The sequence below is a fragment of the Pseudomonas sp. D8002 genome (genome assembly GCF_013385695.1).
In the GTDB taxonomy this organism is placed as follows: Bacteria; Pseudomonadota; Gammaproteobacteria; order Pseudomonadales; family Pseudomonadaceae; genus Aquipseudomonas.
Genome location: NZ_JACAPM010000006.1, coordinates 231,175 through 245,406, shown reverse-complemented (window position 1 = coordinate 245,406; position 14,232 = coordinate 231,175). Strand labels below are relative to the sequence as shown.

Here is a 14,232-nt window from a genome sequence, read left to right as displayed (position 1 = left end):
TGTGGGAGCCGGGCTTGCCCGCGATGGGATCACCTCGATACATCAAGTGCACCGAGGCGTCTGCATCGCAGGCAAGCCAGCTCCCACAAGAGACTTACTTAGCAGTCCACTCGGCGACGCGCTCAGGGTGCTTGGCCACCCAGTCCTTGGCCGCCGCTTCAGGCTTGGCGCCCTCTTGGATCGCCAGCATGACTTCGCCGATTTCATCCTTGGAGGCCCACTGGAATTTCTTCAGGAACGCCACGACTTCCGGGGCTTTCTTTTCCAGGCCTTTGCTGCCGATGCTGTTGACGGTCTCAGCAGCACCATAAATTCCTTTTGGGTCGTCCAGGAAACGCAGTTTCCACTTGGCGAACATCCAGTGTGGCACCCAGCCGGTGACCGCAATGGATTCCTGTTTGTCTTCGGCACGGGTCAACTCGGCGATCATCGCCGCACCCGAGCTGGCTTGCAGCTTGTAGTCCAGGCCATAGGCCTTGATTGCTTCGTCGGTCTTGAGCATCACACCTGAACCGGCGTCGATACCCACGATCTTGTTCTTGAAGGTGGTGTCGGTCTTGAGGTCTTCGATGGATTTGGCTTTCACGTACTCAGGCACGATCAGGCCGATCTTGGCGTCCTTGAAGTTGGGGCCGTAGTCGGCCACCTTGTCCTTGTTCTTGGCCCAGTATTCACCGTGGGTCACCGGCAACCAGGCGGAGAGCATGGCGTCGAGTTTGCCGGTGGCCACGCCTTGCCACATGATCCCGGTGGCGACCGCTTGCAGTTTCACGTCATAACCGAGCTTTTGCTTGATCACTTCTGCCGCCACGTGGGTGGTGGCGACACTGTCCGACCAGCCATCCACATAGCCGATGCTCAGGGTTTTGCTGTCGGCGCTGGCCAGTGTGGAGCTCATCGCAACTACCAGAGTGGCAGCTGCGCCCAAGAGTCGTCGCATCTTCATAGTGCTTCCCCGAAAGTGCTGCGCCCGGCGGATGCCGAGCGACGTCAACCTGTTGTTATGTGGTGCACCGCGCCCCCTTCACGCGCATCGATCACGTGGGTGCCTCATCAGTGGAGGGCTGACACTTCGATCATCAACCTGCTGCCACAAGCGACCTGCTCTGACTGCGACCTCAGGTAAGCAAGAAACGACATCACATCGCCAGCAGGATGATTTGTAGGACATTCACCGACGATCCCGCCCGAACTTTGCATGTCAAAATTATGCGGCCCCACTGGGACGGCTCAAATCCGGGTAAGATGCGCGCCTTTGCCCCCAGACGGCCTGATCATGCCCGCGACTGCACGTTTCCCGCTCCTGCCCTATTTATTTGCCCTGATCCTCGGTGTGCTGGCCCTCGGCGGCTATTGGTACAGCCTTGGCCAACCGGTGGTGCTGCCGGACGTGGCCAGCGCCAGCCACAAGCTGCAATGTGCGTCCTACACGCCCTTCGACAAAGACCAGTCGCCGTTCGACCAGCCGTTCAAACTGCGCCCCGAGCGCATGGATGCCGACCTGGCGTTGCTGGCCACCCGTTTCGAATGCATTCGCACCTACTCCCAGACCGGCCTTGAAGACTTGCCGGCACTGGCGCGCAAACACGGCCTGAAGCTGATGAGCGGCGCATGGGTCAGCAGTGATCCGGTGGCCACCGCCAAGGAAGTCGAGGCACTGATCGCTTCGGCCAATGCCAACCCCGACGTCGTCACCTCGGTGATCGTCGGCAACGAAACCCTGCTGCGCAAGGAAGTCACCGCCGGGCAGTTGGTCAAGTTGATCCATCACGTCAAGGACCATATCAAGCAACCGGTCACCTATGCCGATGTGTGGGAGTTCTGGCTGCAACACCCGGAAATCGCCCCGGCCGTGGACTTCCTGACCATCCACCTGCTGCCGTACTGGGAAGATGACCCCTCGGGCATCGACCAGGCGCTCAAGCACGTGGGCGATGTGCGCCAGACCTTCGGCAACAAGTTCGCCCCCAAGGACGTGATGATCGGCGAGACCGGCTGGCCGAGCGAAGGCCGCCAGCGGGAAACGGCGGTGCCGAGCCGGGTCAACGAAGCGAAATTCATGCGCGGGTTCGTGGCCATGGCCGAAGCCAATGGCTGGCACTACAACCTGATCGAAGCCTTTGACCAGCCGTGGAAACGCGCCAGTGAAGGGGCGGTGGGGGGTTACTGGGGCCTGTTTGATGCGGATCGCCAGGACAAGGGCGTGCTCGCCGGCCCGGTGACCAATGTGCCGTACTGGCCGCTGTGGCTGGGGGTTGGCGGGATTATCCTGCTGGGCACGCTGCTGCTGGGTGGCCGCGTGCGCACGGCCCGGGCTGCGTTGTTGTTGCCATTGCTGGGCGCCGTGGCGGCCTGCTCGATCGGCACCTGGGCCGAGTTGAACCGGGTCACCGCGCGCTTCACGGATGAGTGGGTGTGGGCTGGATTGCTGGTGGCCTTGAACCTTGCGGTACTGGCTCACGCCGCCCTGGCGTTGAGTGCGCGAGAAGGTTGGCGCGAACGCGCCTTCAACTGGCTGGAGCAGCGCGCTGGCTGGCTGGTGGCAATCGCCGGGTTTGCCGGTGCGGTCATGATGCTGGCGCTGGTATTTGACCCGCGTTACCGCAGCTTCCCGAGTGCCGCGCTGGTGCTGCCGGCGCTGGTGTACCTGGTGCGTCCGGTGAGCGGGCTGCGGCGGGAGATTGCATTGCTGGCGTTCATCATCGGTGCCGGTATTGCGCCGCAGTTGTTCCGTGAAGGGTTGATGAACCAGCAGGCGTGGGGTTGGGCGGTGGTGAGCCTGTTCATGGTCGTAGCCTTGTGGCGTTGCTTACGGGTGCGCAAGGCTTAAGACCGCTATCGCAGGCAAGCCAGCTCCCACATTTGGATCTGTGAACACGGTCAAATGTGGGAGCTGGCTTGCCTGCGATGGGGCCCTGTCAGGCTGCCCGAGGCGCCCTGACCAACCGCAACCCCGCAATCACCACCGCAAACACCGCAAAGGTCGTGTTGTACAACGCCAACGCCGGAAACCCGAACACCAGCGCCAACACCGCCAATCCCCACCCGGCCCGGCCCGGCACGAAAAACGCCAGCACCGCCGTGACCAGCGCCGCCCAGCCCAGCACCTTGAAGTGAATCATCAACCCCAGGTTGGAACGCACCTGGCATTCCCAGCGGCTGGCTTCGTCAGCGCAAATGCCCACCCAACGGCCATCCTCCATGAATCCGTAACGCGCGCCATAACTGGCGGCCAGCCAAAGCGGCAGGGCAATAAGCAACAGGATCAGCGGAAAACGGCGGGACATGGGGCACTCCGATAGGCGAAAACGGCGCCCAGCTTAATCCCCCGGTGGCCGTTGGCAAGTTTTGCAAACAGATAAGTGTTCATTAAGGCGTGCCAAAGTGTATCGTCTCGCTACTATTACCCCGATTCCGACGTTTTTTCCGACTTTTAGTGCCGAAGGCTGGCACTTCGGCAGCAACGCGGTGGTCATAGCCTGCGAACTCCACTTCAGCACGTTTTCCTCTTAGGGATTTAGTCATGCTCCGTTCCTTGCGCTGTGCGGCCCTGTTGGGCAGCCTTTTTCTGAGTGCGTCAGCACTGGCGGTCGATATCGACCAGGCCAGCTATGGCTACCCTTTGACCAACCCGTTTGAAGCGACCATCGCCACCACCCCGCCGAACCTGCGGCCGGAACTGCCATCGGACGATCAAATCAATCAGTCCGACTACACCCTGACGATGCGTCCCGAGCGCGAGTTCAGCCTGCCTGACAACTTCTGGGCGGTGAAGAAACTCACCTACCGCATCGCCAAGCAGGACCGTGCCGCACCGCTGATCTTCCTGATTGCCGGCACCGGCGCACGCTTTGACAGCACCATCAACGAATACCTGAAAAAGCTCTACTACAAGGCCGGCTACCACGTCGTCCAGCTGTCGTCCCCCACCAGCTTCGACTTCATCGCCGCCGCCTCGCGCTTCGCCACTCCCGGCATCAGCCAGGAAGACGCCGAAGACATGTACCGCGTGATGCAGGCCGTACGCGCGCAAAACCCGACGCTGCCCGTGACCGACTTCTACCTCACCGGCTACAGCCTCGGCGCCCTCGACGCAGCCTTTGTCAGCAAGCTGGACGAAACCCGTCGCAGCTTCAACTTCAAGAAAGTCCTGCTGCTGAACCCGCCGGTCAACCTCTATACCTCGATCACCAACCTCGACAAACTGGTGCAGACCGAGGTCAAGGGCATCAACAACAGCACCACCTTCTATGAGCTGGTGTTGAACAAACTGACCCGCTACTTCCAGCAAAAGGGCTACATCGACCTCAACGATGCCCTGCTGTACGACTTCCAGAACTCCAAGGAACACCTGACCAACGAACAGATGGCGATGCTGATCGGCACTTCATTCCGCTTCTCGGCGGCCGACATTGCCTTCACCTCGGACCTGATCAACCGTCGCGGCCTGATCATCCCGCCCAAGTACCCGATCAGCGAAGGCACCAGCCTCACGCCGTTCCTCAAGCGTGCGCTGCAGTGCGACTTCGACTGCTACCTCACCGAACAGGTGATCCCGATGTGGCGCGCCCGTTCCGACGGCGGCAGCCTGCTGCAACTGGTTGACCAGGTCAGCCTGTATGCCCTCAAGGACTACCTGCACGACAGCCCGAAAATCGCCGTCATGCACAACGCCGACGACGTGATCCTGGGCCCTGGCGACCTTGGCTTCCTGCGTAAAACCTTCGGCGATCGCTTGACCGTCTACCCCCTGGGCGGCCATTGCGGCAACCTCAACTACCGCGTCAACGCCGACGCCATGCTGGAGTTCTTCCGTGGCTAAATATCTTCTGCTGCTCGCCGCCCTGATGTGCGCGGGCGTGGCCAATGCCGACAACAGCAAGGCCCACACGCCAACCGTAGTGGACTCCGACGGCTTCAAGGAGCCCCTGAGCCACCTCAAGTTCAACCCTGGCCTGGACCAGCGTGAGTTCGAGCGCTCGTCGGTCAACGCGCTGAATGTCTACGACCCGCTGGAGTCGTGGAACCGCCGGGTCTACCACTTCAACTACCGCTTCGACCAGTGGGTGTTCCTGCCCGTGGTGGACGGTTACCGCTATGTCACCCCGAGCTTCCTGCGTACCGGCGTCAGCAACTTCTTCAACAACCTCGGGGATGTACCCAACCTGCTGAACAGCCTGCTGCAGCTCAAGGGCCATCGTTCCCTGGAAACCACCGGCCGCCTGCTGCTCAACACCACCATCGGCATCGCCGGCCTGTGGGACCCGGCCACCGCCATGGGCCTGCCGCGCCAGAGCGAAGACTTCGGCCAGACCCTGGGCTTCTACGGTGTACCGGGCGGCGCCTACCTGGTGCTGCCGCTGTTTGGTCCGTCGAACCTGCGGGATACCACCGGCCTGCTGGTGGACTACGGCGCCGAGACCGAGATCAACTTCCTGAACGTGTCCAAGGTCAGCGAAAACCACCCGGAAATCTGGGCCCTGCGCGCCGTCGACAAGCGCTACCAGACCAGCTTCCGCTACGGCCAGATGAACTCGCCGTTCGAGTATGAAAAGGTGCGCTACGTGTACACCGAGGCGCGCAAGTTGCAGATCGCCGAGTAATGCCCCGTGTAGGCGCTGGCTTGCCAGCGCCTACATCCCCCGCCGACACCACTTACGCCACGTAAACCGCAGTTGCAGCACGGCCGCCCTGGCCATTTCCCGATCCTGCTCCGCCAATCCCGAAGGCTGTTCAAGCGCTTCAAGCATCGCAACGCTGGCCGCATCCATCAGCGACTCATTCGCCACGCTCGGCCCCCCCTCCTCCAACACCGACGCCAATGCCCGCAAATAGCGATCGCGCTCAATCGCCAACGCACCCCGGCTGTCCGCCAGGCAGGCGCGCAACTCCAGCAACTCATCCCCCAGGTCCAGCCCCAGCAATCCGTTATCCCAGTGGACACGGCGATCGGCAGGCAAGGTTTCGCTGTAGCGCGACAGGCGAATCAGCCGGTCCGCCATGCGCCCGCCAAACCAGCTTTCAGCCTGTTCCAGCGGGCGCGAGGTCAATTGCGCCAGGTCGAACAGCGACGCCTTGAACATCCGCCGATAGTGATGTTCGCCGGGATTGAGCTGGATCAGCCGAAACACCACCACGGCAATACCGACACCCACCAACGTCGCGATGGCCTTGTTGAGGAACGCGGCGAAGTCATAGGTCATCACATTGCTGGGCCCGACGTTGTTGACGAAAAAGATGCAGAACGCCGAGGCCGTGGCCGCCAGCTTGAGGCGGCTCATGCACAACGAGGCGAAAAACAGCGGCACTCCCAACGCCAGGCATAACAGGGGAAAGCCATCGAAGCCGGGCAACAGCACGAAGCACACAAAACCGGCCACCGGGATCGACAGCGCTATGCCCTTGAGGAAATTCAGGCTGGAGGCCGACGGGTTTTCCCGCGCTGCAAACAGGCTCAACACCACGCCACAAATCGATACCGCGCCCAAACCCGAAGGCCATGCCGTAAAGATCCAGAACGCCGCGACCGCCAGAAACGCCAACGCACTGCGCAGCCCGCCAAGCACCCCCTGCTCGATATCCCGGTGCCAGGACATCGCCCCCGGTGCGCCGGGCGGCACCCTGCCCTGCTCGACCGCCGACAGCGTCAATGCACCCAGCTCAATCAAGCGCAACACCTGCGCCAGTTGCACCAGGCAAAAGTGCGCCTCCTGGCCAAGCTGCGGATCCTGCAACGCCAGGCCAAGCCGTTGTGACAACTCGGGCAGTTCATCAAGACGCTCCTGCTGCAACGCCGAAGCCACCGCTTCAATCAGTGGCCCGACCGCCGCCGTTTCATCGAGCATCATCCGCTGGCGCGCCACGCCCCGCGCCGCCCGCAGCAGGCTAAGCAGATCACGGCTGAGCACCCGCAAGGCCTGGGAGCGGCGCCGGCCCTTGGGCCCTTCAAACCAGGCATGGTCGCGCTGGCTGTCCACCGCCACCAGGCGGCTCAATGCTTCGAGCAAGCCTTTACGCTGGTCGGTACCCAACAGCTCCGAAGCGGCAGCCCGCACCCCGGCCTGCCAGGCGGCGCGCGCCTGAACCGCCAGCACCTGCTCGACCCGGCGCGGCCACAGAATCGTACTGGCGATGGAGGCACAAAGAATCCCCAGGCTGATCTCCTGGCAGCGTGCCACCGCCTCATCGAACACTCCCAGCGGTGCCGCCGTAGCGGGTAGCGCAATAATCGCCGTGGTGTAACCCGCCAGCACAAACCCATAGGACGCATGATTGCGCAGCAAGGATGCCCCCGTGGTGCAGAACGCCAGCCACAGCGCCATGCACAGCAGGAACAACAACGGCGCCTGGCCAAACACGCCGATCATCGCAATGGAAACCATGGCCCCGACAAACGTACCCACCAGCCGATAGGCGCCTTTGGCCAGGACCATGCCGCTGGTGGACTGGCCCACGATAAATACGGTGGTCAGGGCCCATTGCGGTTGCTGCAAGTCAAAACAGAAGGCCAGGTACAACGCGACCCCGCCGGCGATCATGTTGCGCAAGGCAAACAGCAGATCGCTACGGGACGGGGTCAACGTCGCCTGCCAGAAATCAGGGAGCTGGAAGGTGGAGGATTTCATTAAACCCACATATAGATAGCAAGCTAATGATTAGCATCGTATCTATATTTGTGGCGAATGCCAATCTCAGGCTATTTGACCAGGCGCTTTTCCTTGGATGGCCTGTAGCCAAAGTAGGCGCTGTAGCACTTGCTGAAATGGCTCGGCGAGACAAACCCGCAGGCCACCAGCACGTCCACCTGGGACAGCTCGGTGTGTTGCAGCAGCCGACGGGCCTCGGTGATGCGCAGTTCCAGGTAATAACGCTGGGGCGTGGTGCCAAGCTGCTCCTTGAACAAACGCTCCAACTGGCGTCGGGAACGGCCCGCATAAACGGCCAGTTGCTCAAGCTCCAGAGGCTCTTCGAGGTTGGCGTCCATCAGGTTGACCACCTCGCGCAGGGGCGCGCTCAAGCAGATGTTCTCGGTCGGTTTCACCCGCCGGTAGCGCGACTCCTCAAACGCCAGGATGTCCTCGATTCCCTCCACCAACGCTTTGCCGTACAGCCCCTTGATCCAGTCCAGCGCCATATGAAACGCACCGGAAGGGCTCGATGCCGTCAGCCGGTCGCGATCAATCACATAGGGTTCGCTGCTGACCTGCGTCGCCTTGCAGAACTCGGCCAGGGCCGGGCGATGTTCCGGGTGCACGGCGCAGCGGTAGCCGCCCAGCAACCCCGCACGCCCCAGGAACCACGCACCATTCCACAAACCGGCCAGGCTCACACCCTGCTCCGAGGCGCTTTTCAGCAGGTGGATAAACTCCTCCGCAGCCTTCAGTTCAGTGCGATAGCCACCGCATATCACCAACAGGTCCAACTCTTTAAGCACCGAAGACTCAAGCCGCGCATCGGGCCGGATCACCAGCCCCAGGTCACTGATCACCTCGCCTTCCCGCAAGCCGAAGGTCGACGTAGAAAAAGAAGCGGGCCGCAGCAGGTTGGCGGTGATCAGCGTATCCAGCGCCTGGGTAAACGCCGGCAGCGAGAAATGTTCGAGCAACACAAATCCCGCACGCACCGTCTGGCGGGCGTCGCCGGGATTTTCATTCAGGTAGCGGAGGTTCTTGCCTTTCATGCCCCCGCTGAATTGCCGTCGCTCGATCAAATGCCTATGCCCTCACCCGCTTCCAGAGGTTACCCAGCACGCTGACCACCGCCAACACCACGGCCCCGGCAATGATCCCCGCCACTGCATTGAGCAACGTCGGCATCAACCACGCCAGGCCGCCAGTACTCTGGCTCACGGTCTCGATCCAGTGATGCACCACCGGCACACCGTGGGTCAGGATGCCACCGCCGACCATGAACATCGCCGCCGTACCGATCACCGACAGGCTTTTCATCATGTACGGCGCCGCCCGCAGGATCGCCCCGCCGATGCTGCGCGCCGCCTGGCCGGGCTTCTGGGTGAGCCACAGGCCCAGGTCATCGAGTTTGACGATACCGGCCACCAGGCCGTAGACGCCGATGGTCATGACGATGGCGATACCCGACAACACGATCACTTGCTGCATCAGCGGTGCATCGGCCACGGTACCGAGGGTGATGGCGATGATTTCGGCGGAGAGGATGAAGTCGGTACGGATCGCGCCCTTGATCTTGTCCTTCTCGAAGGCCACCAGGTCCGTGGCCGGATCCGCCACGGCTTCCACCAGGTGCGCCTGCTCTTCGGTGCGTTTGTGGAAGAAGCTATGGGCGAGTTTTTCGAAACCTTCAAAACACAGGTAAGCGCCGCCCAGCATCAACAACGGCGTGACCGCCCACGGCGCAAACGCGCTGATCAGCAACGCAGCCGGCACCAAAATCAGCTTGTTGACGAACGAGCCCTTGGCCACCGCCCACACCACCGGAATTTCCCGCTCGGCGCGCACCCCGGAGACTTGCTGGGCATTCAGCGCCAGGTCGTCCCCCAGCACGCCGGCGGTTTTCTTCGCAGCCATCTTGGTCATCAACGCCACATCGTCGAGCACCGCGGCGATGTCGTCGATCAATACCAGCAAACTGCTTCCTGCCATGGCTCGGGCTTCCCGTGATTCAAAGTGCGCCGAGAATAACGCGGCGCACACCGGGTTAGCGAGCCGTTCAGCGCGCAGGCGTTTGCCAGCCCCCGCCAAGGCTCTGGATCAGCGCCACACTGCCCTGGCTGAGCTGGCCCTGGGTGTCGCGAAGATTCTGCTCGGCTTGCAGCAACACCAGTTGCTGGGTCAGCACGGCCTCCTGGCTCACGGTGCCGGCGCGCAACTGTGCTTCCTGGCTGCCGAACAGTTGCTGATTACGCTGGTACACCTGCTGGAACGCATCGGCCTGGGTTTGCAGGTGGTTGATTGCCGACAGGTTGTCTTCAACGTTCTGCAAGGCGCTGAGCACGGTGCCCTTGTAGGTCGCGGCGATCTGGTCATAGCTGGCCTCGGCCTGCTTGACCGCCGCTTCGCGGGCGCCGCCATCGAACAGGGTTTCCGCCAGCGCCGGGCCCAACGTCCAGATGCGATTGGGCAGGGAGAACAACCCGCCCAACGCACTGCCGCGGTAACCGGCCTCGGCAGTCAGATCCAGCGTAGGGAAGAACGCAGCTTCGGCCACGCCGATTTTCGCGTTGGCCGCCGCTGCCGAGCGCTCCGCCGCCACCACATCGGGACGCCGTTGCAGCAGGGTCGACGGCAAGGTCAACGGTGGCCGCGGGACCACGAAGCTGTAGTCATTGCGCACCGCCACGCTGAATTCACTCGGCGCCACGCCCACCAGCACGGCCAGCGCGTGTTCGTATTGCTCGCGGTCGCGCAGGGAGGTCTGCAGGTCGGCAATCGAGGTGGTCAACTGGTCCTGAGCCACCAGCAACTGGTCGTTGGTGGCGACGCCCTGGGTGAACTGCACCTGGATCATGTCCAGCAGTTGCTGGTTGATCTTCTGTTGTTGCTGCAACAGGCGCACGTCGATGTCCATCTGCCGCAGGGCGAGGTAGTTACTCGCCACGCTGGAACTGATGGACAGCCGCACCCCGGCCAGCAACGCATCCGATTGCTGGGCCGTCGCCTGGCTGGACTCTATCCCGCGCCGCACCAGGCCCCACAGATCCGGCTCCCAACTGGCGGTCAAGGTGGCGCTGACACTGTTCTGCACGCCGCCCGCCGTGGTACCGGTGGTGGACGTGCCGCTACCACTGCCTGCCGTTCCCCGCGAACCCGACAACCCTACGCCAACGGTGGGCCACAACCCTGCCCGGCTGGACGCCACCTGCGCCTGGGCCAGACGATAAGCCGCCTCCGCCGCGATGATCGACTGGTTGGCCTTGGCCGAGCGCGCCACCAAATCGTTCAGTACCGGGTCCTGATAGGCCAGCCACCACTGGCTGTCCATGGCCCCCTGGGGGTTGGCCGCCGCACGCTGCCACTGCGCGCCTTCCTTGAAGGTCTGCGGCAGCTCCATGGCGGGCTTCTGGTAATCGGGCCCGACCATGCAGCCGCCGAGCAGCAGGCTGATGCAAAGCACGCTGTATTTCACGTTCATAACCTTGCTTCCTTACGCCGACCCAGGCGCTGTGACGCCCGGTCGAGCCACAGGTAGATCACCGGGGTGGTGTACAGCGTCAGCACCTGGCTGAACAGCAGGCCACCAATAATCGAAATCCCCAACGGCCGGCGCAACTCAGAGCCATAACCGGTGCCGAGCACCAGCGGCAGCGCGCCAAGGATCGCCGCCAGGGTGGTCATCATGATCGGCCGGAAACGGATCAGGCACGCTCGGCGAATCGCTTCCTTGGCCGTGAGGCCGAACTCCCGCCGCTCGGTGATCGCGAAGTCGATCATCATGATCGCGTTTTTCTTCACGATACCAATCAACAGAATCACCCCCACCAGCGCAATGATCGACAGCTCGGTGCCGGTCAGCAGCAAGGCGATCAACGCACCGACGCCGGCCGAGGGCAGGGTCGAAAGAATGGTCAGCGGGTGCGTCAGGTTTTCGTAGAGGATGCCCAGCACGATATACACGCACAGCAACGCAGCGACGATCAGCAGTGGCTCACTGGCCACCGACGACTGGAACACCTGGGCCGTACCGGCAAACTGGCCGACCACACTGGCGGGCATGCGCAGTTGCTTCACCGCATCGTCCACCATCGCCGTGGCCTGGCCGATGGACGTGCCGGGCGCCAGGTTGAACGAGACTGTCACCGCCGGGAACGTGCCCTGGTGACTGATGGAAATTGCGGTGCGCGCCACCGTGTTATCCGCCAGTGCCGAGAGTGGCACCAGGGTCTGCCCGGTGGTCAGGTTGGGCGCCGCCGTGGTGCCCTTGGTGGTCGTGGCCTGGGTGCCCGTCGGCACATAAATGCCCTTGAGCGCGGAAGGGTCGGTCCAGTATTCCGGCGCGATTTCCATCACCACGTGGTACTGGTTGGCCGCGCGATACAGGGTCGCGACCTGGCGCTGGCCAAAGGCGTCGTACAGCGTCTGGTCGACCGCCGAGACACTCACCCCGAGGCGCGCCGCCGTGTCCCGGTTGATTTGCACATTGGCCAGCAAGCTGTTGTCTTGCTGGTCGGTATTGAGGTCGGTGAGTTGCGGCAATTTGCGCAGCACCGCCACCACCTTGGGCACCCATTCGTCCAGCGACTCCTGGTCATCGGCGGTCAGGGTGTATTGGTATTGCGCGCCACTTTGCCGGCCACCCACGGTGATGTCCTGGGCCGACTGCAAATACAGCTTGGTGCCCGGCAAGTCGCCGAGGCTGCGGCGGATCTGGCCGATGATTTCGGTGGCGTTGTCCTTGCGCTCGCCCAGGGGCTTGAGCAATACAAACATCTGCGCGCTGTTGACCGCCCCGCCGCCCCCTCCGCCACCGCCGACAAACCCGGCGACGGTTTCGATGTTCGGGTTTTTCATCACCTTGCGGTTGATCTCGGTGAAGTCCTTCTGCATCGCCCCATAGGAAATGCTCTGGTTCGCCAGGATGCTGCCCTGCAAGCGCCCGGTGTCTTCCTGGGGGAAAAAACCCTTGGGCACCAGCACGTACAACACGCCGGCGAGCACGATCACCAACACCGTCACAAAACCCATCAGCACCGTATGGTCGATCACCCAACCGAGGGTGCGATCGTAGAAGCGGTGAAAGCGCGAATCCGGGTGTTCATTGCCTTCATGAATCGCTTTCGGCGCGCGCAGCAGCACGCTGGCGAGCATCGGTGTAACCGTCAGCGAGATCAGCATCGAGATCACGATGGCCACCGACAACGACACCGAAAACTCGCGGAACAGCCGCCCGACAATCCCGCCCATCAGCAGCAGCGGAATAAACACCGCCACCAGCGACACGCTGATGGTCAGTACCGTGAAGCCGACTTCCTGGGCACCGGCCAGCGCCGCTTCCACCCGGGTCTTGCCGCGCTCCAGGTGGCGCATGATGTTTTCCACCACCACAATCGCATCGTCCACCACAAAGCCGGTGGAAATCGTCAGCGCCATGAGTGACAGGTTGTTCAGGCTGTAGCCGAGGAAGTACATCGCGCCGAAGGTGCCGAGCAGCGACAGCGGCACCACAATCGCCGGCACCAGGGTGCTGCGCCAGTCGCGGAAGAAGCCGAAGGTCACCAGGGTCACCAGCAGGATCGACACCAGCAACGTGATCTCGACGTCATGCAACGAGGCGCGAATGGTGGTGGTGCGGTCCATCAGCAGGTTGAGCTTGATCGTCGCCGGAATCGAGCTTTGCAGGAACGGCAGCGAGGCCTTCACCGCGTCCACCGTCTCGATCACATTGGCGCCCGGCTGCTTGAACACCACCAGCAATACCGCCGGCTTGCCGTTGGACAGGCCGAAGTTGCGCAGGTCCTGCACGTCTTCGCGCACGTAGCCCAGGTCGGCGATATGGATCAGGTCGCCGTTGTGGGCCTTGACCACCAGCGGCCCGTAGTCCTTTTCATCGAGCAACTGGTCATTCGCCGCAATGCCGTAGTTACGGTCGCCGATGGCCACGTTGCCCTTGGGCAAGTTGACGTTGGAGGCGTTGATCACCTGGCGCACCTGCTCCAGGCTGACGCCGTACTGGTTGAGCCGATCGGGGTTCAATTCCACCCGCACCGCCGGCAGCGCGCCGCCGCCCACCGTCACGTCACCGACCCCGGTGGTCTGCAACAACTTCTGCTCCAACAGGGTCGAGGCCACGTCATACATCTGCCCCGGCGTGGCGCTGTCGGAGGTCAGGCTGATGATCAGAATCGGCGAATCCGCCGGGTTGACCTTGCGGTACGTCGGGTTGCCGGACAGGTCGCTGGGCAGGTTGCTGCGGGCGGCATTGATCGCCGCCTGCACATCCCGCGCGGCGCCGTCGATGTCGCGATTCAGGTCGAACTGCAAAATGATCCGCGCCGAGCCCAAGCTGCTGGACGAGGTCATCTGCGTGACCCCGGCAATCTGCCCGAACTGGCGCTCCAGGGGCGTGGCCACTGAACTGGCGACGGTGGTCGGATCGGCGCCGGGCAACGAGGCGCTGACGCTGATGGTGGGGAAATCCACCTCCGGCAACGGCGCCACCGGCAACAGCATGAAGGCCAGCGCGCCAAACAGCGCGAGGCCGGCCGCCATCAAGGTGGTTGCAATCGGGCGGCGAACAAACGGCGCGCTGAGGTTCATT

The 14,232-nt window shown here is 62.7% G+C and carries 10 protein-coding genes; 3 read left to right on the top strand and 7 right to left on the bottom strand.

Translation table 11 applies throughout. The annotated features are described in order from the left end of the window. Positions 1–94 precede the first annotated feature (94 nt). On the bottom strand, positions 95–946 hold the full coding sequence (locus tag HX807_RS04495) for a glycine betaine ABC transporter substrate-binding protein (RefSeq protein WP_177049344.1): 852 nt from the start codon (positions 944–946) through the stop codon (positions 95–97). 330 nt (positions 947–1,276) lie between these two features. Between HX807_RS04495 and HX807_RS04490 the strand changes: the two genes are divergently transcribed. Further along, complete coding sequence (locus tag HX807_RS04490; protein ID WP_177049342.1) at positions 1,277–2,830, top strand: glycosyl hydrolase family 17 protein; 1,554 nt, start codon at positions 1,277–1,279, stop codon at positions 2,828–2,830. Positions 2,831–2,918: 88 nt separating this feature from the next. On the opposite strand, the gene HX807_RS04485 is transcribed toward HX807_RS04490, so the two are convergent. Continuing rightward, positions 2,919–3,287: a hypothetical protein gene (locus HX807_RS04485; protein WP_177049340.1), complete on the bottom strand. Its 369-nt coding sequence runs from the start codon at positions 3,285–3,287 to the stop codon at positions 2,919–2,921. 236 nt (positions 3,288–3,523) lie between these two features. Between HX807_RS04485 and HX807_RS04480 the strand changes: the two genes are divergently transcribed. After that, complete coding sequence (locus HX807_RS04480; protein WP_003210581.1) at positions 3,524–4,822, top strand: hypothetical protein; 1,299 nt, start codon at positions 3,524–3,526, stop codon at positions 4,820–4,822. After that, positions 4,815–5,603, top strand: a complete 789-nt coding sequence (locus HX807_RS04475) for a VacJ family lipoprotein (protein ID WP_003210582.1) — start codon at positions 4,815–4,817, stop codon at positions 5,601–5,603. Before HX807_RS04480 ends, HX807_RS04475 begins: the two co-directional genes overlap by 8 nt. 30 nt (positions 5,604–5,633) lie before the next feature. On the opposite strand, the gene HX807_RS04470 is transcribed toward HX807_RS04475, so the two are convergent. From HX807_RS04470 to HX807_RS04450, 5 genes are all read right to left on the bottom strand, one after another. Further along, positions 5,634–7,625 (bottom strand): FUSC family protein, encoded by a 1,992-nt coding sequence (locus HX807_RS04470; RefSeq protein ID WP_177049338.1) that lies wholly within the window; start codon positions 7,623–7,625, stop codon positions 5,634–5,636. A 71-nt stretch (positions 7,626–7,696) separates the two neighbouring features. Further along, the gene (locus HX807_RS04465; RefSeq protein ID WP_177049336.1) at positions 7,697–8,680 is read right to left on the bottom strand and encodes a GlxA family transcriptional regulator; all 984 of its coding nucleotides are present in this window, start codon (positions 8,678–8,680) and stop codon (positions 7,697–7,699) included. Positions 8,681–8,714: 34 nt separating this feature from the next. Beyond that, entirely contained in the window at positions 8,715–9,620 is a 906-nt protein-coding gene (locus tag HX807_RS04460; protein ID WP_177019608.1) for a DUF808 domain-containing protein, read from the bottom strand. 67 nt (positions 9,621–9,687) lie between these two features. Further along, positions 9,688–11,109: an efflux transporter outer membrane subunit gene (locus tag HX807_RS04455; protein WP_102369651.1), complete on the bottom strand. Its 1,422-nt coding sequence runs from the start codon at positions 11,107–11,109 to the stop codon at positions 9,688–9,690. Continuing rightward, positions 11,106–14,231, bottom strand: coding sequence for an efflux RND transporter permease subunit (locus HX807_RS04450; protein ID WP_043226017.1), 3,126 nt, complete (start codon positions 14,229–14,231; stop codon positions 11,106–11,108). Before HX807_RS04450 ends, HX807_RS04455 begins: the two co-directional genes overlap by 4 nt. Position 14,232 lies beyond the last annotated feature (1 nt).